Source organism: Sulfitobacter delicatus (genome assembly GCF_900102535.1).
GTDB classification, from domain to species: Bacteria; Pseudomonadota; Alphaproteobacteria; order Rhodobacterales; family Rhodobacteraceae; genus Sulfitobacter; species Sulfitobacter delicatus.
In genome coordinates, this window is the sequence record NZ_FNBP01000005.1 from 64482 (window position 1) to 86737 (window position 22256).

Below are 22256 nucleotides of genomic sequence, written 5' to 3' on the forward strand. Positions count from 1 at the left end.
CCTTCTGGAGCAGCGCAAAACTTCAAAATTTCTGCGAACATTTCGCCAAACGAAAAAAAGCCCCTGCATTTCAAATGCAGGGGCTTTTTAGAACTTTGACGCTAAGAAGCTAGGTCAACTTAGTTGGTTGTTGTCGTCGTAGTGGAGGACGAAGAACCACCAGAGGCCAAGCCAATAAGCACGAGAACCGCGCCAGCCGCAGCTGCACCGCTACCAATGCCGGAACCTACCGCGAAGAGATTCGCATCATCAGCACGCACACATACGCGGGCAGTGTTACCGTCGACCACAACTGGCTCAGGCTTGCAGTTGTAGATGATACCATTTGCACCCTGAACTTGCAGTTCATAAACGGGATCGCCCGATGCACCCAGCACACCAGCTTGAGTGGTCGTCTGAGCGAAAGACGCACCTGCAAGTGCGATTGTCGCTGCTGTAACTGTCGCAAACATTTTCATCTCGAAGATACTCCTGTGATAATTTCAAATTCCGGTTGATCGCATCATGGCACATCTCTCCAATACGCGCAAAGCCGAATTGTTAATCCATAGTTAATTTAGACGTGTACGAAGCGCTCCGGACACAAACGCTTAAAATCTGGCCACGTTCCCTGTCTTTCTAGCTAAATATCATAAATTTGTGCAAACTTTTTCTCTAGATAGGCAAGAAGTGGCGCTTCGCCGGGCTCTTGGCCGCAGGCCTTCGCGATGACCTCCCGCGGCGCGTAGAGACCGCCGTGTTTTTGGACGTTGTTGCGCAGCCAGCCTGTTGCCGCGCTTGTATCGCCGCGCGCTAGGTCAGCATCCAAGTCAGGTAACGCCACGCGCATTGCCTCGTGCAGACATCCGGCATAGACATTGCCCAGCGTATAAGTCGGGAAATACCCGAGCAGGCCAACCGACCAGTGAACGTCTTGCAGAACGCCATTCGAGGGACGGTCCACTTTATAGCCGAAATCCGCTTCAAACCGGTCATTCCAAGCGGCTTCGAGGTCAGACACCTGGAGGTCACCCGACATCAGGGCGCGTTCCAGATCAAAGCGCAGCAACACATGCAGGTTATACTGCAACTCATCCGCCTCGGTGCGGATGAAACCATCAGAGACCCTGTTTACGATGCGGTAAAAGGTATCCTCATCCGCCACGCCGAAATCGCCAAAGGCGTCTTTCATCTCGCCAAACAGCCAGCCGGTGAAAGCGCGACTGCGACCGATCTGATTCTCATAAATCCGGCTCTGGCTTTCATGCACGCCCATCGACACGCCGCGTCCCAGAGGGGTCAGCAAATAGGCGCTGTCGATGCCCTGTTCATAGGCTGCATGGCCGACCTCATGCACTGTGGAATAGAAGCAATTGAACGGGTCCAATGCATTGGTGCGGGTCGTAATCCGGACGTCTAGACCAGAGCCGGATGAGAACGGATGCACCGCTTTGTCGATCCGCCCGGTGGTCAGGTCATAGCCGAAATGGCGCGCAAGTTTGCTTGTCAGCGCCATTTGAGCCGCTTCATCAAAGACGCCTTCCAGCACCGGAGGGGCTTCGGCCTCGCGCACAGCAGCGCGCAACTCGGAGAGCTTTGGACGCAACGCTCCGAACATCGCTTCGAGATCCGCTGCTGCGGTTCCGGGCTCATAGTCCTCAAGCATCGCGTCGTAGATACCGATGCCGCGGCCCTCGGCCAGAGCGGCACCCTCTTCACGTTTCAGGGCAATGACCTCATCTAACGTGGGAGCAAATGCGGCGAAGTCATCGGCGGCGCGGGCTTCGGCCCATGTGCCCTGTGCGGCAGATGTGACCCGGGCGATCCGGGCGGCAAGTTCAGCCGGCACGCGGGCGGCGCGGTCATGGTCGCGTTTGATGTGGCGCAGGTTGGCGCGTCCGACGTCGTCAAGGTTGCTGGGTTCGATTGCCGTTAACCAATCGGCGATACGCGGGTCCACCCGACGGGCGTGTAGCACGCTTTCCATTGCCGCCATTTCCTCGCCGCGCTGCGGTGCTGCGCCACGGGGCATGACCGTCTCTTGGTCCCAGCCCAAACGGCCTGCCACTTGGGCCAGTGCCTCGGTCTCGCGCTGGAAGGCCATTAGATCATCATATGCAGTCATGTCTCAGCCTCTCAGCGATGTGGCAATGGGATAGGCGGCGAGGAAACGCGCCCGCAGGATCAGCACCCAAAGCAGAACAGCCAGCGCCTGGTGCGCCAAGGCGATGTGAACGGGCGCGGCGTAGAGGACCGTGGTGATGCCCAGCACGATCTGCAGCGCCAGTGCCGCCATAACGGCGTTAAAGGCAAAGCGCGTGCGCGCATGGGCCGAGCGACGGCCGCGCAGCCAAACCACCACGCCGAAGATTGCCAGAAGATAGCCCGCCATACGGTGCATGAACTGCACGAGACCGGGGTTTTCAAAGAAATTGCGCCAAGCCGGAGTGATGTCAAACGCGTCGGGTGGGAAGAACTGCCCCTGCATCAGCGGCCAGTCGATAAAATAGCGTCCCGCGTCGATCCCGGCGACCAAAGCGCCCAGTAGGATTTGCAGAAAAGCAAAATGCAGCAACCCGGTGGCAAGGCCAAACTGTTTGGCCTCCTTGGCGCGGCGGGCTTGCATCAGGTCGCGCTCAGGGCGGCCCAGCAGCAACGCATACCACGTGATGAACCCGAGGATCACAAAAGCCAGCCCCAGATGCGTTGCCAAACGGTAGGAGGCCACATCGGTCACCCCCTGCCCGCTGGTCACGCCCGAGGCGACCATCCACCAGCCAATCGCCCCCTGCGCGCCGCCAAGCGCGCCGATAAAGATCAGGCGTTTATTCCAGCCCACCGGAATTTGACGGCGGATCAGGAAGTACAGAAAGCCCAAGGCCCAGACGAGGCCGATGACCCGACCCAACTGCCGGTGGCCCCATTCCCACCAGTAGATGCGTTTAAAATCAGAGAGTTCCATCCATTTGTTCTGGACTTGGAACTCGTCGATCTGCTTGTATTTATCGAACTCGGACTGCCAGTCAGCGTCGTTCATCGGGGGCATGGCCCCGGTGACCGGGCGCCATTCGGTGATGCTTAGCCCGCTGTCGGTCAGCCGTGTCAGCCCGCCCACGGCGATCATGACAAAGACCAGCGCAAAGAGGATCATCAGCCAGATGCGGATCGCGCCACGCGCGCCGCCCCGGCCTTTGTCAATGCCGCCGGTTTGAACCGGGGCACGGGTGGGTTGGTCGGTCCCGACCTCTTCGAAAAGTTTGCGTTTTTCCGCCATGGCGCGCCTCATTTTCCGTTTGGATGCAGTGGTATGCCATGGGATGGGAAAGGTCTAGCGGGGGCGTTATGTTCCCAATGGGCCAGAGGCAGCCCCGCCCGGAATCAAGCCGCAGGCGCCGGGCCATCGCCTGCCCGCCCCACGGGGAGGCGATTTGGTGAGGCTGGGTGCAACTTTGAGACAAAGCATTGACGCTGCACCATAAAGTGGCGTGGATAGACCTCAGGATCGCCACCCCACGGGCAGGCGCTGGCCCTCAGCCTCCCCTCAGCCCTTCTCTTTCCAGCGGACCATTTGCCGCAGGATACCATGCAACATCTGCACATCCGCCCGCGTCAGCGGCATCCGCGACCACATATTGCGCAGGTTCAGCTTCATCGAGGCGGTCTTATGCTCGGGAAAGAAGAACCCCGCCTCGGCCAACTGATCCTCATAATGCCGCGCCAAATGGTCGATCTCGGCCCCCTTGGCCCAATCCGTGCCCGCCATCTCGGTCACCTCATGGGTCACCTCACCCTGCGCGCGCATCCATTCATAAGACATCAGCAACACACATTGCGCGAGGTTCAGCGAAGCAAAGCGCGGGTTCACCGGCACCGACACAATCGCATTGGCCTGCGCAATGTCCTCATTCTCCAACCCCGCCCGCTCTGGCCCAAAGAGCACCGCAACCCGTTGTCCTGAAACGATCTTTTCCGCCGCCAGCTTCATCGCGGCCTCGGGACTATAGACCGGCTTGGTCAAATCCCGCCCCCGCGCCGTGGTGGCAAAGGTGAAATCACAATCGGCAAGCGCGCTCGGCAAATCAGTGCAATGCTGCGCCTCATCCAAGAGCCGCCCCGCCCCCGACGCCATGGCCACCGCCGAGGGGTTTGGCCAGCCGTCACGAGGGGCCACGACACGCATGTGATCAAGGCCAAAGTTCCACATCGCCCGCGCCGCGGCACCGATGTTCTCGCCCATCTGGGGACGCACAAGCACGATGGCCGGGATGGAGGCAGATAGAACGGGGGGTGCGGATGTCTCTGTCATGCGCGCCTCATAGCCCCTGCGTCTCCACACCGCAAGAAAGCCTGCGCCGCAGACGCATATCCGTTTTCTTTTGCAACGCCTTGCGCTACTCAGACCTCCAGACCCGAGCAAGGACAGTGACCATGGACGCGCCAGAACAGCCGCAGATTTACCTTATCACCCCACCCGAAGTTGAACTCAGCCGCTTCCCGGCGCAGCTTGCCGCCGTGTTGGACGCGCATCCCGTGGCCTGCGTACGCATGGCGCTCTCCACCCACGACGAAGATCGGCTGTCCCGCGCAGGCGACGCGCTGCGCGAAGTGACGCATGCGCGCGATGTGGCACTGGTGATCTCGGACCATCTGTTGATGGTAGAGAAGCTCGGCCTCGATGGTGTGCACCTCAGCGATGCGGCCCGCACCGTGCGCCACGCGCGCAAAGAACTGGGCGAAGACGCCATCGTGGGCAGCTTTTGCAACACCTCGCGGCACGAAGGCATGGCCGCGGGCGAAGCGGGCGCGGATTACGTGAGCTTTGGCCCAGTTCAGGCCAGCACCCTTGGCGACGGCAGCTTTGCCGAGGCCGAGTTGTTCCAGTGGTGGTCCGAAGTGATCGAAGTGCCCGTGGTTGCCGAAGGTGCGCTTGACATCAATATGGTGCGCGCACTAGCACCCTGCACCGACTTCTTCGGCATTGGCGCTGAGATTTGGGACAAAGACGACCCGGTCGCGGAACTGGCAACTCTGATCGCCGCGATGCAGGGCTAAGCATCTAGTTAGGCAGCCCGAAGATGGGCTGCCTTACAAAAAGACCCGCTCAATGAACCAATAGGCCCCAACCGCCGCAATCACGCAGGATGCAGGCACGGCGATTGCGCGGCGATACCAATCGCGTTTCATTGCCCAGCCGACCAAGACGAAGGCAATGGCGATCACCGTTAGCTGTCCCAGTTCGACGCCAATGTTGAACCCGATCAACGCAGGCACAAACTGCCCCGCCGGCAGGCCGAAATCGCCCAGCACCGAGGCAAAACCCAGGCCGTGCAGCAGGCCAAACCCAAAGATCACCAGCGGGCGCCAGCGGTTCAGTCCGGAATGGAAGATATTCTCAACCGCGACATAGACGATCGACGCGGCAATCAGCGGCTCGACAATCGCCCCCGGCACATTGACCCAGCCCATGGCCCCAAGCGCCAGTGTTACCGTATGCGCCAGTGTAAAGGCCGACACCTGCCAAACCAGCGGGCGCAAATGGGTCGAAAGAAAGAACAGCCCCAGCACAAAGAGGATATGGTCCAACCCTTTGGGCAGGATATGGTCAAACCCGACGGGGATGTAGCTTGCAAAGGTTTGCAGACCGCTCTGAGCATCCCCACCCGAAATCTCGATCTCTGGGCTGGCTCCGCCCCCTGCGAGATATCCGGTATAGGGGTCCTCAACCCCCTGCTGGCGCAGCACCAGTGCTCCGGCACCGTCCGGCCAGGAGACCTGCACCTGCGTCGCGCGGTCAGGCAGGTCCGCTGCCAACCGCCATGTGCTGGCGCGGGGCAATTCGGGGTCGACGTCATCAGGGACCAAAACCTCAACACTGCTCAAGGCCACGGGCGCACCGTTGATGCTCAGCACCGGTAGCGCGTTCCACGTGGCCAGCAGTTCCGGCGCGCGGTCGGCGATCCGGTCCCCGGGCAGGCTGCGCAGGTCATCATAGTCGCCAGCGTTCTCGGCGTTGTCGGTATCTTCGACCTCGTCCAGATCAATACCCGCCAGCAGTGCTTCGAGGTTGACCCGCAGGTCCAGCAGCAATTGGTTCTCGGAAACCGACATATCGGCAATGGTGGGCTGCACCTCATGCGCACGCAGACTCGTGGTCAGCCAGACCAAAGCCATTGACAAGACCAGCAGTTGCGCCAGCTTTGAGCTGACCAATAGGAAAGTTGCCCGCATGTCTTTGTCCCGCCTGAGTTTCGTCTTGTTCTGCGCCCTGCCGCTCGGCCCGGTGCTTGGCCATGAATACTGGCTGTCTCCGCAAAGTTATCAAGTCGAAAGCGGCGAAAACATCGCAGTGAACTTTCGCAATGGCGAGGAGTTTGTCGGATCGGTCTATTCCTATCTGCCCAATCGCGTCTCGCGGTTCGAGGTCATCGTGGATGGTGTTGCAAACCCCGTCGAAGCACGCGCAGGCGACACCCCGGCGCTCGCGGTCTCCGCTCCGGCGGAGGACGCGCTACTGGTCGCGATCATGGAAGCTTCGCCTCTCACGGTTACTTATAAGGACTGGGACAAGTTCCTGTCGTTCACCAACCACAAGGACTTTCCGCAGGCCGAGGCCGATCATATCGCAAACGGCTGGCCGCAAGACCGCTTTAAAGAGCGTTACACCCGCCATGCCAAGACCCTGATCGCCGTCGGCAGCGGTGAAGGGCAAGACGCGCCAACCGGGATGGCGACGGAGTTTGTGGCGCTGACCAATCCTTATGCCGAAGGGTTCGACGGGCAGATGAAGGTCGCGCTGCGCTATCAAGACGCACCACGCCCCGATGCGCAGATCGAAGTCTTTGACCGTGGGCCGGAGGGCGATGTCACCATCACCATGCACCGCACCGACACTGCGGGCGAAGCGGTGATTCCCGTCTCCAAAGGCCATGAATACCTCTTTGATGCCGTGGTGCTGCGGCCTGTTGAGGGGGTTGGTACAGGCAAAGATGTCGATGCCAATCAGCCGGTCTGGGAAACCCTCTGGGCCGCACTAACCTTCAGCGTGCCGCAATAGGCGGCTTGCACGCGGCAAGGCTTGGCGGCTAGAAGCGCGGGATGAAGAACACACCTGATATTCTGTGCATCGGCTCCGTCCTTTGGGACGTGATTGGCCGCTCTGAAAACGCCATGCGCCAAGGCTCTGACATGCCGGGGCGGATCACCCGCCTGCCGGGTGGCGTGGCGCTCAATATCGGCATGGCGCTGGCGCGGTTCGGGCTGACCCCGGCGCTGCTCTCGGCCGTGGGCCGCGATGCGGAGGGCGATGAATTGATCGCCGCCTGTGCGCTGCGTGGCTTGATCACCGACCATGTCTACCGCTCGGACGACCTGCCGACAGACCGCTATATGGCCGTCGAAGGCTCCAACGGTCTGATCGCCGCGATTGCCGATGCCCATTCGCTGGAAGCGGCGGGGGATAAGATCCTGCGCCCGCTGGAAGATGGCAGCCTGCCGTCGCCCTATACCGGTGCCGTGGCACTGGATGGCAATCTGACCGTCGATCTGCTGGCCCAGATGGCGCAAAGCCCGCTGCTGGCGCAGGCCGATCTGCGTGTCGCCCCGGCCTCGCCCGGAAAGGCGCTGCGGCTTTCCCCGTTCCTGCAAGCCAAACGCGGGACGCTTTACGTGAACCTCGAAGAAGCCGGGCTGCTGTGCCAGTCCACCTTTGACAGCTCCCCCGAGGCCGCAGAAGCCCTGCTCGCACGCGGTGCGCTGCGCGCCGTGGTCACCGATGGCGGCAACCCTGCGACCGTGGGCGGGCCGGACGGTCTGATCACCCTCACCCCGCCCGAGGTGCATGTGGCGCGTGTCACCGGCGCGGGCGATACTTTCATGGCGGCTCATGTGGCGGCTGAACTCGGCGGTGCGGTTGCGCAACCCGCCCTCAAGGCCGCGCTCGACGCCGCCGCCCTCTATGTTTCCGGAGAGACCAAGATATGACGACCGCCCTGCCCCTGACCTTTAGCGCCGAAGTCTCCAAAGTCCGCGACAGCGGCGCGCCAATCGTGGCGTTGGAGAGCACCATCATCACCCACGGCATGCCCTATCCGCAGAACCTTGAGGTCGCGCGGCAGGTCGAGGATGACATCCGCCAAGCTGGCGCCGTGCCCGCCACCATCGCTGTCATCAATGGCGCGCTGCACATCGGGCTGGACGACGACGAACTCAGCGCCTTGGCGCAGGCCAAGGACGTGGCGAAGCTTTCACGCGCCGATATGGCCGTTTGCATCGCATCGGGCGGCACAGGTGCGACCACTGTCGCAGCCACCATGATCGCCGCGCATCTGGCAGGCATCGAAGTCTTTGCCACCGGTGGCATCGGCGGCGTGCACAAAGGCGCGGAAGACAGCTTTGACATCTCCGCAGACCTCTTGGAACTGGCCCAAACCCCGGTCACCGTCATCGCGGCGGGCGCGAAAGCCATCCTCGACGTGGCCAAAACGCTGGAAGTGTTGGAAACCCAAGGCGTGCCGGTTATCACCGTGGGGCAAGACAGCTTCCCCGCCTTCTGGAGCGCCGGTTCGCCGCTACAATCGCCTCTGCGCCTCGACGATCCCGCCCAAATCGCCAAAGCACAGCGCACCCGCAGCGCGATGGGCCTGCCGGGGGGCCAATTGGTCGCCAACCCGATCCCCGCAGATGCGGAAATCCCTGCCGAAGAACTCGCCCCCATCATCGCGCAGGCACAGTCCGAGGCCGATGCACAGGGCGTGCATGGCAAGGGCGTGACCCCCTTCCTTTTGCAGCGTATCTTTGAGCTGACCGAGGGCCGCTCGCTCACCGCCAATATCGCCTTGGTACGCAACAATGCCCGGCTGGGGGCGAAAATCGCGGCACATCTGTCCAAGCTGCCGCGCTGATTAGTGAAAAACGCGGTCGTGCCATTGCCGGAGGGGGGTATTCGCCTTAGCTATGAGGCGACTAACGCTTCGGAAACGACCAGATGAACACACCTTTCGATCCTGACCCGACACAGGTCCGGCGCAGCCTCGTGGCAAAGCTGCGCGCTTCCTTCCTGACCGGGTTGGTGGTCATTGCCCCTGTGGGGCTAACGATCTGGCTGATCTGGAGCGTCGTCGGCTGGATCGACGGCTTCGTGCTGCCGCTGGTGCCCAAAGCCTACCACCCCGACCGCCTGTTGCAGGATCTGCTCGGCCTCGACCCGTCGATGCAGATCAACATCCGCGGGCTCGGCGTGGTGATCTTTCTCATCTTCACCATCATGGTCGGTTGGATGGCCAAAGGGCTGATTGGCCGCTCGATGATCCGTTTTGCGGAAAGCCTGGTCGAGCGCACCCCGGTGGTGCGCACGATCTATTCTGGCATCAAACAGATCTCCGAGACGATTTTTGCCCAGTCCGAGCGCAGTTTCGAGACCGCCTGCCTGATCGAATACCCCCGGCGCGGCATCTGGGCGCTTGGCTTTATCTCGACCGAGGCCAAGGGCGAAGTGCTGGCGCGAACCAAGGGCAATGGCGAGATGATGTCGATCTTCCTGCCCACGACGCCGAACCCAACCTCGGGCTTCTTGCTCTTTGTCCCCCGCGAGGATGTCATCGAGCTTGATATGAGCGTTGAGGATGCAGCGAAGCTGGTGATCTCCGCCGGTCTTGTCTATCCCCCTCGCCCCGGTGCGGACCTGCCCGAGGCGCTGGAGTTGTCAGAGCCGAAGTAATCAGCCAAACATTTCCGGCAGATCGACGCTGCTGCGCTGGTTTAGGTCATCGTAGTGATCCGCCAAGAACCGATCCGCCGCCGCTTCACCGGCCTCGCGCAGCGCTTTGATCACCGCCGGGTTCGGCATCAGCTTGGTCGCGACCGACAGCTTCGCCATCAGCTCATCATCCGCGATCATATGCATATGGACCCGCTTCATCCGCCCCTCGGGCAGCGTGCAATCCGCGATCAGACGCTGCACAAAGTCAATCGCACGCATCTCGCGTAACAGGCTGGAATTAAAGCTGATCTCATTGATCCGGTTCTGAATTTGTTGCGGCGTGGTTGGCAGGGCGTCGCGTTCCAGCGGGTTGATATTTACCACCACGATGTCCTCGGGTAGATCCTCGCGGAACAGCGGGAAGAGCGCCGGGTTGCCGGTATAGCCACCGTCCCAAAAGGCCTCGCGCTGGCCGGTCTGGGCGTCGTCGATCTCGACCGCTTTGAAAAGCGTCGGCAGACAGGCGGACGCCAAAAGCGCGTCGGGCCCGATCTCTTCGCCCTCAAAGACCCGGATCTTGCCGTTGCGCACCCGCGTCGCGCAGACAAAGAAGTAAGGCGCTGCATTCGCCCCCACCCGGCCATAGTCAAAGCGCTTGACCACATCCTCCAGCGGGTTGCGGTAAAACGGCCCGTAGGCATAAGGCGACATCACCCGCGTCATCGAATCCGAGATCGCGACGGGCAAGGAATACTCCATCGCCTGACTGAGCTTGTCTAACCCAAAGGGCGCCAGCCAATGGGACAGACGCAAGTCAGAGATGCCCGAGACCTGCCCCCATAGCCACGCGAGGTTTTCGCCCGCGCCGTCGCGCCCCCCGGCGATCATGCCAGACTTCAGCGCGGCCCCGTTTAAGGCCCCCGCCGAAGTCCCTGATATTCCGCAGATTTCCAGATCGTCCTGCTGCAACAGACGGTCCAACACACCCCAGGTGAAGGCGCCATGCGCGCCGCCGCCCTGAAGTGCGAGGTTGATGCGTTTCTTCGCGGCCATTTACAACGCCGTCCAGCCGCCATCGACGCTGATGGTTGTGCCGGTGATCTGCGCCGCAGCGTCCGAGCACAGGAAAGTCGCGGTGCCGCCCATCTGCTCGACGGTAGCAAACTCGCGACTGGGCTGGCGGGTCAGCATGACCTGCTCGATCACCTCCTCGCGTGACATGTCGTATTCTTTCATCGTATCGGGAATCTGCTTTTCCACGATCGGCGTCAGCACATAGCCCGGACAGATCGCATTACAGGTGATCGGCTCCTTCGCCGTCTCCAGCGCCGTGGTCTTGCTGAGGCCGACAATCCCGTGTTTCGCGGCGATATAGGCGGACTTATAGGGCGATGCCGTCAGACCATGCGCCGAGGCGATGTTGATCACCCGGCCCCAGCCCGCCTTGCGCATCATCGGCAGCGCTTCGGCGGTGGTGTGAAAGGCGGACGATAGGTTAATCGCGATGATCGCATCCCATTTCTCAACAGGAAATTCAGGGATCGGCGCGACATGCTGGATGCCTGCGTTGTTCACCAGAATGTCGCATTTGCCCGCCTTGGCGATCAAGCGCCGACACTCCTCACCCTGGGACATATCGGCCTTGATGTAGCGGGCCGTTACGTTGCATTCATCCGCCATCTGCTGCGCCAGCGCGTGGTCGGCTTCGTCATCGGTAAACGAGTTCAACACAATGTCGGACCCGGCGCGCGCCAGTTCCCAGGCGATGCCCAGACCGATTCCTGAGTTTGATCCCGTGATGACCGCGGTCTTACCGGACAGATCGATGGTGAAAGCCATGGCGCGTCTCCTTGTTCATGCTGCGGCTGCATCATGTACTGCGAAGCGACCAAAGGGAAAGGGGATCTTGGCGAAAGCTGGCCGCAATTCGTTCAGGCCACTGGCCAAAAAAAAACGCCCGCACGAAGCGGGCGTAAGTTATTGAGGCAGGTTTCATACAGGCAAGAAACCTATCGAGCAGTGACCTCTGTATACGCAATCTACCGTCACAATCCAAGCTAAAAGTTTGATAAGGCGGGAATCCGCAGGTAAGCATAAACTCAAGAAAATAAGGGCAGAGCGGGATTGTTTCGAAAATGAGCTGGGATTTTTTCTCTAAAGGACGGGGTGTTGCGGCGCTTTCTTCACTGATTCTGGCCGCCGGGGCCGCTTTTGCCGAGCCCCAGCATGGAATCGCTATGTATGGCGCGCCTGAATTGCCACCAGATTTCGACTCACTGCCCTATGTGAACGCCGACGCGCCCAAGGGTGGCGAGATCGTCTTGGGCAATACCGGGGGATTCGACAGCTTGAACCCCTTCGTGCGCAAAGGCACGGCGCCTTGGCAGTTGGCGCATTTCACGCATGAGACCTTGATGGGCCGTTCGTGGGACGAACCCTTCGCCCTGTACGGGCTGCTCGCCGAATCGATTGAGGTGCCCGATGATCGCTCTTGGGTAGAATTCACCCTGCGCGAAGAAGCCCAGTTCTCTGACGGCACCCCCGTCACGGTAGAAGACGTGATCTTCTCCTTCGACCTGCTGGGCAGTGAGGGCCACCCGCGCTACCACGGGCTGCGCAAACAGATTGAGAGCATCGAGCAGACCGGCCCGCGCAGTCTGCGCATGACCTTTGACAGCGACAACCGCGAGCTGGCCCTGCTGGCCGGGATGCGCCCGATCCTCAGCAAAGCGCAGTGGGAAGGCAAGGATTTCGCCAATGCACCCCTCGATGCGGTCCCGCTTGGCACCGGTCCCTATGTGATCAGTGATTATCAAGCCGGGCGTCAGGTGACGCTCACCCGCAACCCGGACTATTGGGGCACAGATGTCCCCTTCCGCCGGGGCACGCATAACTACGACGAGATCAAGATCGACTTCTACGGCGATGCCAATGTGCTGTTTGAAGCCTTCAAAGCCGGTCAAATCTCAGCCGTGCGCGAATTCAATGCCGAGACCTGGGCCACACAATATGACTTCCCGGCCATCACCCGGGGCGAGATTGTCAAATCCACCTTCCCCCATAGCAAGCCTTCGGGGATGACAGGTTTCGTGATGAACACCCGCCGCGCGCCTTTCGATGACTGGCGGGTGCGGGATGCGATGATCTCGGCCTTCAATTTTGAGTATATTAATGAAACGCTGACCGGCGGGGCCCTGCCACGGATCACATCCTACTTCTCGAACTCCGATTTGGCGATGCGCGACGGCCCGGCCACCGGCCAAGTCTTTGATCTGCTGAATGAATATGCCGACACGCTGCCCCCTGGCACGATCGACGGCTACGCCCTGCCCGTCGCAGACGGTTCGGCGCGCAATCGTGCGGGTATCCGTAGAGCTCTGCAGCAGCTATCGGCTGCGGGCTTCGAGGCCGAGGGCGGCACCATGCAACGCGCCGACGGTACACCGCTGACCTTTACCATTCTTCTTTCCAAAGGTAGCCGGGAAAACCTCGCGATTGCAGAGCTTTACGGGCGGGCCTTATCCCGGCTCGGCATCGAAGTGCAGATCGAGACCGTTGATGATGCGCAGTTCGTTGCGCGCCAGAACGAATATGATTTCGACATGACCTATTTCCGCCGCTCGCTTTCGCTCAGCCCCGGCACCGAACAGCGTTTTTACTGGGGGTCTGAGGCGGCCGATCTTCCGGGCACACGGAACCTGATGGGGGTCAAATCCCCCGCCGTGGACGCAATGATTGACCGTATGTTGCTGGCCCGCGAGACCTCTGAATTCGTCGCCGCCACCCGCGCGCTGGACCGTATCCTAACCGCAGGTCGCTATGTCGTGCCGTTCTGGCAGTTCGACGAAGGGCTCATCGCCCATGACGCGCGTATGGCCTACCCTGACACGATCCCGCTCTATGGCGACGGACCGAACTACATGCCCGAAGTCTGGTGGTGGAAGCCGGCGGAGTGACGGGCCCTTTGTCATAAAAGTTTCACTTGTGACCCAGCGGGGCGTTTTCTATCCCTGCTGGCATCAATTGAAGGTTTGACCTATGAACATTCTCGTCCTCTGCACTGGTAATTCCGCGCGTTCCATTCTGCTCGAAGCTTTGCTGCGCGATCTCGGCGCGGGGCGCATTTCGGTGCACTCCGCGGGCAGTCAGCCTGTGGGGCGCGTGCATCCCGGAGCGCTGGCTTTGCTGGCCGCGCGGGGGCATGACACTGAGGGCTTCCGCTCCAAAAGCTGGGATGAGTTCGCCACAGATGACGCGCCAGAGATGGATATCGTCATCACCGTCTGCGGCTCCGCCGCGGCCGAAACCTGCCCGCTCTGGCCCGGCACGCCCCTACGTGGCCACTGGGGCGTGGAAGACCCTGCCGCCGCCGCCCCCGAGGTACAGGACGCCGCCTTTACCCAAGCCTATGCCATCTTGCGCCGTCGCGCCGAAGCCTTCTTGGCAGCCCCTGTGGAAGAGATGGACCGGGCCGCGCTGCAAGCGCATCTGACCCAGATCGGCGCGCTTGCATAGCCAAGCGCTCGGCTCAGTCTCTATCGCGAGTGCACGCTCACCGAGGCTGCAGCTTCAAACGGTTTTACGGGCGGACCAGCGGGCCAAACCTCAAGTCAGCGAGGTCACCCAAAGGATCGTCGCATCCTCATCGCTGAGCGAGACGACATTGTGCCCCATGGTCGCGTCATAATAGGCGCTATCGCCGCGGCGCATGTCGACGGGTTCATAGAACTCCGTGAACAGCCGCACCATGCCCGTCAGCACATAGAGAAATTCCTCACCGTCATGACGCACCCAACCGTCGAACTCTTCCATCCGTCGCGCACGGATACGGGCGCGGTAGGGCAGCATCTGCTTTTTGCGCAACGCATCGGCCAGCAGGACGTGTTCATAGGTGCTGGTCGCCTTGGCCGCCCCTTCGTCGGCGCGGGTCACGGCCATGCGGCCTGTGATCTTTTCCCCGGCGGGCGGCGTGAAGAGTTGCGGCACGGTGATCTCTAGCCCCACGGCGAGCTTTTTCAGCGCGTCATAGGTGGGCGACATCAGCCCGTTTTCGATCTTGCTCAGCGTAGAGCGGGCCAGTCCAGCCTGCCGTGCGGCCTGTTCCAGCGTCCAGTTGCGGGCTTTACGCAACTCGCGCACGCGCGCCCCAAGGTCGACCGGCGGGGCGGTCTCGTTCGCACCGCTTGCGCGGGCGATCTGGATAAGGGAAGGCGGCGGCGTGTCTGTCATGAAGGTGCTATAGCCCTGCCCCCCGACGCTTGCAACGTCCCAGCCGCCTTGCGATAGCCGCCCCAGCCCGCTATGTCCTGCCCGCAGCAACAGATGGGACGCAGCATGGCCGAAGCAATCAAACTCGATATCATGTCAGACCCGATCTGCCCGTGGTGCTACATCGGCAAGGCCCATCTCGACCGCGCGCTGATGGACAACCCCAATCACCCCTTCGCCATCGAATGGCATCCGTTCCAGCTGAACCCCGACATGCCCCGCGAAGGCATGGACCGCCGCGCCTATCTTGAGGGTAAGTTCGGCGGTAAAGAAGGTGCGGTGAAAGCCTATGCCCCTGTGGTGGAACATGCAGAGAAGGCTGGGCTGAACATCAACTTTGAAGCGATGCAACGCACGCCCAACACGCTGGACGCGCACCGTCTGATCCATTGGGCGGGCATCGAGGGTCGCCAGACGGCTGCCGTCTCGGCGCTCTTCAAAGCCTATTTCGTCGACGCGCGCGACATTGGCGACATCGAGGTGCTCGCCGATATCGCCGACAGCATCGAGATGGACGCCGCCGTGGTCACAAGGCTGCTGAAATCGGACGTCGACACCCAAGACATCCGCGACCGCGATGCGCATAGCCGCAAGATGGGCATCAATTCGGTGCCGACCTTCATCGTCGCCAACACCCATGCCGTGCCCGGCGCGCAACCGCCCGAGCTATGGGCGCAGGTCATTGCCGATCTGTCGAAGCAACAAGGCTAAACGCGGCCGCGATCATTGCTAAGTTAAGCGCTCTCGACTATCGAGAGCGCAACCAAGTTTGATTCCTGAAGCCCTCCCGCGTTGCGTTGTCGCGAGGAGATACCGTCGGAGCGCGGCATGACCACCCAAAACCCTGAATTCACCATGGGCCGGATCGAGTTTATCGGCCTCATTGCGATGATGTTCGCCACGATCGCCTTTTCGATCGACGCCATGCTGCCCGCCCTGCCCGAGATCGCCGCCGAGTTGTCACCCGAACTGGCCCACCGCGCGCCGCTGATCCTGACGGCCTTTGTGCTCGGCATGGGGCTTGGCACATTCTTTAGCGGGCCTTTGTCGGATGCCTATGGCCGCCGTAACGTCGTCTTTGGCGGGGCCGCGCTCTATGCGCTCTCGGCCTTTGTCGCGTGGATGAGCAACTCGCTGGAAGTGATGCTTGTCGCGCGGCTGTTCCAGGGCCTCGGCGCGTCCGGCCCTCGCGTGGTGGCCGTGGCGATTATCCGGGACCTCTATGCCGGGCGCGAGATGGCCCGGATCATGTCAGTGGTGATGATGGTCTTTGCCCTCGTGCCAGCGCTGGCCCCGATGCTGGGCGCAGGCATCATCCTCGTCGCCGGCTGGCGGGCGATCTTCGTGGCCTTTGTCGTGTTTTCGCTCCTGACCGTCATCTGGATGGGCCTGCGCCTGCCCGAGACCCATCCGCCCGCAAACCGCCGCCCTCTCCGGGCGCGGCTGATTATGGGGGCGGTGCGCGAGTTGCTGACCCACCCGTCGGTGCGCCTGTCGATCCTCGTGCAGTCTCTGGCCATGGCGATGCTGTTTTCGATGCTGATGCTGGTTCAGCCGATCTATGACAGCGTCTATGGCCGAGGCGACAGCTTCCCCCTGTGGTTCGGCGGTATCGCTGTGGTCGCGGCCAGTGCGAGCCTGATCAACGCCCTGCTGGTCGTGCGCTATGGCATGCGGCGGCTGGTGAGCATTGCGCTTGGCGTCCAGATATTCCTGTCCGGCGCTATGTATTTCTTGAACCTCGGCGCCCTGCCCGACCCTTACGGCTTTGCGGCCTTTGTCTTCTTCCAAACCTGCCTGTTCTTCCAAGCCGGTCTGACTTTGGGCAACCTCAACGCCATCGCGATGGAGCCGATGGGCCATATCGCGGGCATGGCGGCTTCGGTCGTTGGTGCGATTTCCACGGTGCTGGCGGCATTCATCGCCTCGCCGGTGGGGCTGATGTTTGATGGCACCACCAAGCCGCTGGCGCTGGCGATGCTCTGCATGGCAGCGGCGGGCTTTGCGCTGATGCTCTACATGGGGCGCGTGGAAAACCGGTTGGCAGCAGCGGCGGAATAACCGCCGCCTGTCAAAGGCTTAGCCCTCGGCCTTCGCCTTTTTGGCCTTCTTCGCCTTCTTCTGCTTGGCCACCACATGCTCCGCCAGATCTCGGGCAATGGCAAAAGCGCCTTTGATCTTATCCGCATCCGACTTCCAATCGCGGCGCACGACGATCTTGTTGTCTTTCACCTTGGCCAAGCCGCGCTGGTCTTGAATGAACTGCACCAACCCCTCAGGCGAGGCGAACTTGTCATTGTGGAACTGGATCGTCGCGCCCTTCGGCCCTCCGTCGAGCTTGGCGATCCCGGCGCGTTTGCACATCGCCTTGATCCGCACCACCAGCATCAGCGTGTTGACCTCTTTCGGCAGCTTGCCAAAGCGGTCGATCAACTCGGCAGCAAAGCCTTCAAGCTCCACCTTGGTCGACAGTTCACTCAGACGACGATAGAGACCAAGCCGCACGTCCAAATCAGGCACGTAGTCCTCGGGGATCAGCACAGGCACGCCGAGGTTGATCTGCGGCGCCCATTGCTCGTCGGCCTCGCTGAGGCCTTCCATCTCGCCCGTGCGGATCTTGGCAATCGCCTCCTCCAGCATCGACTGGTACAGCTCAAAACCCACATCGCGCATCTGGCCGGATTGCTCTTCGCCCAGCAGGTTGCCCGCCCCGCGAATGTCGAGGTCTTGGGACGCCAGCGTAAAGCCCGCGCCGAGCGTGTCGAGACTGCCCAGCACCCGCAGACGTTTCTGCGCGGTATCAGTGAGTTTCGCGCGGGGTTTCGTCGTCAGATAGGCATAGGCCCGCGTCTTGGAACGGCCCACACGGCCCCGGATTTGGTAAAGCTGTGCCAGACCAAACATATCCGCCCGGTGCACGACCATCGTATTGGCGGTGGGAATGTCGAGGCCGGATTCCACAATCGTGGTCGCCAGCAACACGTCAAACTTGCCGTCGTAAAAGGCGTTCATCCGATCGTCCAACTCGCCCGGCGCCATCTGCCCATGGGCCACCACATAGGTCAGCTCCGGCAGTTGTGCCTGCAAGAAGTCCTCGATTTCGCGCAGATCGCTTAGGCGCGGCACAACATAGAAACTCTGCCCGCCCCGGTAATGTTCGCGCAGCAGCGCCTCGCGGATTGTCACCGCGTCGAACTCGCTGACATAGGTCCGGATCGACAGACGGTCCACGGGGGGCGTGCCGATCACCGACAGATCGCGGACCCCGGTCAGCGACAGTTGCAGGGTGCGCGGAATCGGCGTCGCGGTCAGGGTCAGCACGTGAATGTCCGTGCGCAGCGCTTTGAGGCGCTCTTTGTGCCCGACGCCAAAGTGCTGCTCTTCGTCTATGACCAACAGACCGAGGTCTTTAAACCGGATGCCCTTGGCGAGCAGCGCATGGGTGCCGATGACGATATCGACCGTGCCCTTCGCCATCCCGTCCCGCGTCGCCGCCGCCTCTTTGGCCGAGACAAAACGGCTTAACTGGCGCACCTCGATCGGGAAACCTCGGAAGCGTTCAGCGAAGCTCTTGTAGTGCTGCCGCGCCAGCAGGGTCGTTGGCGCGATCACCGCCACCTGCACGCCGGACATGGCGGCGACAAAGGCCGCGCGCATGGCGACCTCGGTCTTGCCGAAACCCACGTCGCCGCAGACCAAACGGTCCATCGGGTTGCCGCTTGTCAGGTCGTCGATCACATCGCCAATGGCGCGCAACTGGTCGTCAGTCTCAGTATAGGGGAAGCGCGCCGAGAAGGCGTCCCACATGCCCGGCGGAGGGTCGAGGACGGGCGCTTTGCGCAGCGCCCGCTCTGCCGCGATGCGGATGAGCTTGTCCGCCATCTCGCGGATGCGCTCTTTGAGCTTGGCCTTCTTCGACTGCCACGCACCACCGCCGAGTTTGTCGAGCAGCCCTTCTTCATGGCCATAGCGCGACAGCAGTTCGATATTCTCAACCGGCAGATAAAGCTTTGATTGCTCGGCATATTCCAGCACGAGACATTCATGCGCCGCACCTGCTGCCGTCACCACCTCCATGCCGTGATAGCGCCCGATCCCGTGGTCCACATGGACCACCAGATCACCGGGGCTGAGGCTTTGCGCTTCGGTCAGGAAGTTCTCGGCCCGGCGTTTGCGTTTCGGTGCTCGGATCAAACGGTCGCCGAGCACGTCTTGCTCAGAAATCACCGTCATTCCCGGCGCTTCAAAACCATGTTCCAGCGCCCAAACTGCCAGATGCAGTCCGCGCTTGCCGATGCGCGTGGCGTCCGTCACCGGGATCGCCTCGGCCAAACCTTCGTCTTCAATGAGCCCTGTCAGACGTTCGCGTGCGCCTTCGGAGTAACTGGCAATCAACACCGGACCGGCATCAAGTTTCGCTTTAATGTGCGATGCTAACGCTCCGAAAAGGCTTACAGATTCCTGCTGCCGCTCTGGCGCGAAGTTGCGCCCGATCCGCGCGCCTGCGTCCAAGACTCCCGGCCCGGTCGGCTGCGGCAACGGGTTGAACTGGATCACCCGCCGCCCCAGCAGCGCCTGCTGCCAGGCGTCGTCCGTCAGATAGAGACCCTCAGGCGGCGCGGGTTTATAGACGCTGTCCATCTTGGAGCGGGTCTTCATCGCCAGTTGGCGGGTTTCGTATTGGTCCGCGATTGTGTCCCACCGCGCAAGGCGCATGGGGGTCAGTTGGTCGTCCAGCGTGACGGTGGCATTGGGCAAGTAGTCGAACAGCGTTTCCAGATCGTCCTGGAAGAAGGACAGCCAATGTTCCGCACCCTGATGCTTGCGGCCCGCGCTGATCGCCTCGTAAAGCGGATCGTCTGTGCCTGCGGCGCCAAATTCGATGCGGTAGTTCTGTCGGAAGCGCGTGATGGCGGCGTCGTCCAGAATGACTTCGCTGACCGGGGCCAGTTCGATCATATCAAGCTTTTCGGTGGTGCGCTGCGTTGCCGGGTCGAACCGTCGCGCGCCATCGAGCACATCGCCAAAGAGATCAAGCCGCACGGGGCCAAGGTCTCCCGGCGGATAAATGTCGATAATGCCCCCGCGCACGGCATAGTCGCCCGGCTCCATCACCGTGGGGCTTTGCACAAAACCCATACGCACAAGGAAGTTACGCAGCGCGCTCTCGTCGATCCGGCTGCCCACTTGGGCCGCAAAGGCCGCATCGCGCAGGGTGGCGCGGGCGGGGATACGCTGGGTCGCGGCGTTGAGCGTGGTCAGCAGGACGAACTTCTCGGGCATCCCATGCACCAGCGCCGCCAGGGTCGCCATCCGCTGCGCGGAGATATCCGCATTGGGCGAGACACGATCGTAAGGCAAACAGTCCCAGCTTGGGAAGGTAACGACCGGCATGTCGGGGGCGAAGAACCGCAGCGCGGCCTGCATCGCGGCCATGCGCTTGTCATCGCGCGCCACATGGGCCACCGGCTGGCCGCCCTTGGCGACCTCATTGAGAATGGCGCGGGCATCAAAGCCTTCGGGAACGCCGGAGAGGGTGATATTGCGCGGATCGTTCATCCGGTCTCAATTGGCTCTGCTGAGGGGCCTGTCAACCCGCCAGCGGGCCAACGGCCAGATTTTGGTACATTCCCCAGACCGCCGTGACAAAGATCGAGACCATGCCGATGATCTGGGTATAAAGCCGGTGCCGCATCAAACGCCGGCGCAGCACCTCGCCGGTGGAGCCTTCGACCCGGATTAACTTGGCGGTTGAGAGGCTCAGCATGCCAACCAGCGACATCGGGAAGCCCAAGAGAAGGACGGCCTGGGCAAATTCGATGTCATAGACAAAGGCGAGCAGCACCAGTGAGGTCAGCGCAAAGAACCCTAGCCCCAAGAGCCACAGCCCCGAAACCTGCGCAATATAAAGCAGCCGGTTCACATTGATCCGCACGATGTCTTCCAGATCGGCCTCAGCCTCTCCGCCATAGCGCCGCGCGCGCAGCACCATGTCGAAGGGCACGCCCAGCACCCAATGGCTGGCCGTGGACCACATCACCGCCAGCATGATCCAGAACCATAGGTTCGAGAAGGATCGCATGTCGATCATTTCAAAGAGGGTCTGATACCAGTCCAAGGCCTGCTCGTTCGCTGTCTGTCGTCCGGCACTTCTAGCGGGCCAGCATGTTAATTCATAGGGTTGAGGCGTTGAGAAATAAATGGCAAGCCCTAGCGAGGTCTTTCCGAGGTATTTTTGATGCAACCGATCAACGCCCCCTTCCCCGCCACCCGCCTGCGCCGTACCCGCGCCAATGCCGGTATCCGCGCTCTGGTGCGTGAGAACGCGTTGGTTTTGGGCGACTTGATCTGGCCGGTTTTCGTGCGCGAAGGCGACGGCATTGAAGAGCCCGTCCCCTCCATGCCCGGCGTTATGCGCCGTTCGGTCGACAAGCTAGTCGAAGCGGTGCGCGAAGCGGCGGATCTCGGGATAGGCGCGGTTTGCGTCTTTCCTTACACCGGCCCCGAGGACCGGACCGAGGATTGCGCCCGCGCTTGGGATCCGCAGAACGCCGCCAACCGGGCGATTGCCGCGATTAAACAGGCGCTGCCCGATATGGTCGTGATGACCGATGTGGCGCTGGACACCTATAACATCAACGGCCACGACGGCTTTGTCGAAGACGGCATCATCGTCAATGACCGCACGGTCGCGGCGCTGGTCAAGATGGCATTGGCGCAGGCCGAGGCAGGCGCGGATATCATCGGGCCGTCGGACATGATGGACGGCCGCATCGGCGCGATCCGCAACGCCTTGGAGCAGGCCGGGCATCACGACGTGATGATCCTGAGCTACGCCGCGAAATACGCCAGCGCCTTTTACGGGCCGTTCCGCGATGCCGTCGGCGCGTCCTCGGCGCTGACCGGAGACAAAAAGACCTATCAGATGGACCCGGCCAACAGCGACGAAGCCCTGCGCCTTGTCGCCCGCGATCTCGCCGAGGGCGCGGATATGGTCATGGTCAAACCCGGCATGCCTTACCTCGACATTTGCCACCGCGTGAAAGACGCCTTTGGCGCACCGACCTTTGCCTATCAGGTGTCGGGCGAATACAGCATGATCCGCGGTGCTGCCGATCAGGGCTGGGTCGATGGCGATCGGGTGATGATGGAGAGCCTCTTGGCTTTCAAACGGGCGGGCTGTGACGGGATTTTGACCTATTTTGCCCCCGAAGTGGCGCGTTTGTTGGGCAAAGGCGCGTGACCTAAGGGCGTATTTCTGCGCAATAGGGCCATTCGACATGACAAGGCGCCTAATTATGCGTAATCTGCG

20 protein-coding genes are annotated in these 22256 nt (G+C 61.5%); 10 read left to right on the forward strand and 10 right to left on the reverse strand.

The genetic code is table 11. The annotated features are described in order from the left end of the window. Nucleotides 1–119: 119 nt before the first annotated feature. The 4 genes from BLS57_RS10595 to BLS57_RS10610 form a co-directional block, all read right to left on the reverse strand. Complete coding sequence (locus BLS57_RS10595; RefSeq protein ID WP_093742027.1) at nucleotides 120–458, reverse strand: hypothetical protein; 339 nt, start codon at nucleotides 456–458, stop codon at nucleotides 120–122. 164 nt (nucleotides 459–622) lie between these two features. Continuing rightward, entirely contained in the window at nucleotides 623–2104 is a 1482-nt protein-coding gene (locus BLS57_RS10600; protein WP_093742029.1) for a carboxypeptidase M32, read from the reverse strand. 3 nt (nucleotides 2105–2107) lie between these two features. Further along, nucleotides 2108–3253: a heme A synthase gene (gene ctaA, locus BLS57_RS10605; protein ID WP_093742031.1), complete on the reverse strand. Its 1146-nt coding sequence runs from the start codon at nucleotides 3251–3253 to the stop codon at nucleotides 2108–2110. A 267-nt stretch (nucleotides 3254–3520) separates the two neighbouring features. Then, nucleotides 3521–4285, reverse strand: coding sequence for an RNA methyltransferase (locus tag BLS57_RS10610; protein WP_093742033.1), 765 nt, complete (start codon nucleotides 4283–4285; stop codon nucleotides 3521–3523). Between the two features lie 122 nt (nucleotides 4286–4407). Here BLS57_RS10610 and BLS57_RS10615 point away from each other — a divergent pair, with 122 nt between their 5' ends. After that, nucleotides 4408–5031 carry a thiamine phosphate synthase gene (locus tag BLS57_RS10615; protein WP_093742035.1) on the forward strand — a complete coding sequence of 208 codons (624 nt, stop codon included), beginning with the start codon at nucleotides 4408–4410 and terminating at the stop codon, nucleotides 5029–5031. A gap of 33 nt (nucleotides 5032–5064) precedes the next feature. Here BLS57_RS10615 and BLS57_RS10620 read toward each other — a convergent pair whose 3' ends face one another. Beyond that, complete coding sequence (locus tag BLS57_RS10620) at nucleotides 5065–6207, reverse strand: HupE/UreJ family protein (RefSeq protein ID WP_093742037.1); 1143 nt, start codon at nucleotides 6205–6207, stop codon at nucleotides 5065–5067. Here BLS57_RS10620 and BLS57_RS10625 point away from each other — a divergent pair. From BLS57_RS10625 to BLS57_RS10640, 4 genes are all read left to right on the forward strand, one after another. Continuing rightward, a complete protein-coding gene (locus BLS57_RS10625; RefSeq protein WP_093742039.1) occupies nucleotides 6206–7033 on the forward strand; it encodes a DUF4198 domain-containing protein in 828 nt (275 codons plus the stop codon). The two genes, BLS57_RS10620 and BLS57_RS10625, sit on opposite strands and share 2 nt — an antisense overlap. Nucleotides 7034–7074: 41 nt before the next feature. After that, a complete protein-coding gene (locus BLS57_RS10630; RefSeq protein ID WP_093742041.1) occupies nucleotides 7075–7959 on the forward strand; it encodes a PfkB family carbohydrate kinase in 885 nt (294 codons plus the stop codon). Beyond that, entirely contained in the window at nucleotides 7956–8879 is a 924-nt protein-coding gene (locus BLS57_RS10635) for a pseudouridine-5'-phosphate glycosidase (RefSeq protein WP_093742043.1), read from the forward strand. Before BLS57_RS10630 ends, BLS57_RS10635 begins: the two co-directional genes overlap by 4 nt. Before the next feature lie 83 nt (nucleotides 8880–8962). After that, nucleotides 8963–9694, forward strand: a complete 732-nt coding sequence (locus BLS57_RS10640; RefSeq protein ID WP_093742045.1) for a DUF502 domain-containing protein — start codon at nucleotides 8963–8965, stop codon at nucleotides 9692–9694. On the opposite strand, the gene BLS57_RS10645 is transcribed toward BLS57_RS10640, so the two are convergent. Further along, a complete protein-coding gene (locus BLS57_RS10645; protein ID WP_093742047.1) occupies nucleotides 9695–10729 on the reverse strand; it encodes a patatin-like phospholipase family protein in 1035 nt (344 codons plus the stop codon). After that, on the reverse strand, nucleotides 10730–11515 hold the full coding sequence (locus BLS57_RS10650) for a 3-hydroxybutyrate dehydrogenase (protein ID WP_093742049.1): 786 nt from the start codon (nucleotides 11513–11515) through the stop codon (nucleotides 10730–10732). It abuts the gene before it with no gap. A 398-nt stretch (nucleotides 11516–11913) separates the two neighbouring features. On the opposite strand from BLS57_RS10650, the gene BLS57_RS10655 reads away from it, so the two are divergent. Together BLS57_RS10655 and BLS57_RS10660 are read left to right on the forward strand one after the other, a co-directional pair. Next, a complete protein-coding gene (locus BLS57_RS10655) occupies nucleotides 11914–13632 on the forward strand; it encodes an extracellular solute-binding protein (RefSeq protein ID WP_093742363.1) in 1719 nt (572 codons plus the stop codon). Nucleotides 13633–13714: 82 nt separating this feature from the next. After that, on the forward strand, nucleotides 13715–14191 hold the full coding sequence (locus tag BLS57_RS10660; RefSeq protein ID WP_093742051.1) for an arsenate reductase ArsC: 477 nt from the start codon (nucleotides 13715–13717) through the stop codon (nucleotides 14189–14191). Nucleotides 14192–14281: 90 nt separating this feature from the next. Here BLS57_RS10660 and BLS57_RS10665 read toward each other — a convergent pair whose 3' ends face one another. Further along, nucleotides 14282–14905, reverse strand: a complete 624-nt coding sequence (locus BLS57_RS10665; protein ID WP_093742054.1) for a helix-turn-helix domain-containing protein — start codon at nucleotides 14903–14905, stop codon at nucleotides 14282–14284. Nucleotides 14906–15010: 105 nt separating this feature from the next. Here BLS57_RS10665 and BLS57_RS10670 point away from each other — a divergent pair, with 105 nt between their 5' ends. Further along, the gene (locus BLS57_RS10670) at nucleotides 15011–15655 is read left to right on the forward strand and encodes a DsbA family oxidoreductase (RefSeq protein ID WP_093742057.1); all 645 of its coding nucleotides are present in this window, start codon (nucleotides 15011–15013) and stop codon (nucleotides 15653–15655) included. A 117-nt stretch (nucleotides 15656–15772) separates the two neighbouring features. Continuing rightward, nucleotides 15773–17005 (forward strand): multidrug effflux MFS transporter, encoded by a 1233-nt coding sequence (locus BLS57_RS10675; RefSeq protein ID WP_093742059.1) that lies wholly within the window; start codon nucleotides 15773–15775, stop codon nucleotides 17003–17005. Nucleotides 17006–17023: 18 nt separating this feature from the next. Here BLS57_RS10675 and mfd read toward each other — a convergent pair whose 3' ends face one another. Together mfd and BLS57_RS10685 are read right to left on the reverse strand one after the other, a co-directional pair. Beyond that, on the reverse strand, nucleotides 17024–20503 hold the full coding sequence (gene mfd / locus BLS57_RS10680) for a transcription-repair coupling factor (protein WP_093742061.1): 3480 nt from the start codon (nucleotides 20501–20503) through the stop codon (nucleotides 17024–17026). Between the two features lie 31 nt (nucleotides 20504–20534). Beyond that, nucleotides 20535–21062 (reverse strand): component of SufBCD complex, encoded by a 528-nt coding sequence (locus tag BLS57_RS10685; protein ID WP_093742063.1) that lies wholly within the window; start codon nucleotides 21060–21062, stop codon nucleotides 20535–20537. A gap of 120 nt (nucleotides 21063–21182) precedes the next feature. Between BLS57_RS10685 and hemB the strand changes: the two genes are divergently transcribed. Beyond that, the gene (gene hemB / locus BLS57_RS10690) at nucleotides 21183–22187 is read left to right on the forward strand and encodes a porphobilinogen synthase (protein WP_093742065.1); all 1005 of its coding nucleotides are present in this window, start codon (nucleotides 21183–21185) and stop codon (nucleotides 22185–22187) included. Nucleotides 22188–22256 lie beyond the last annotated feature (69 nt).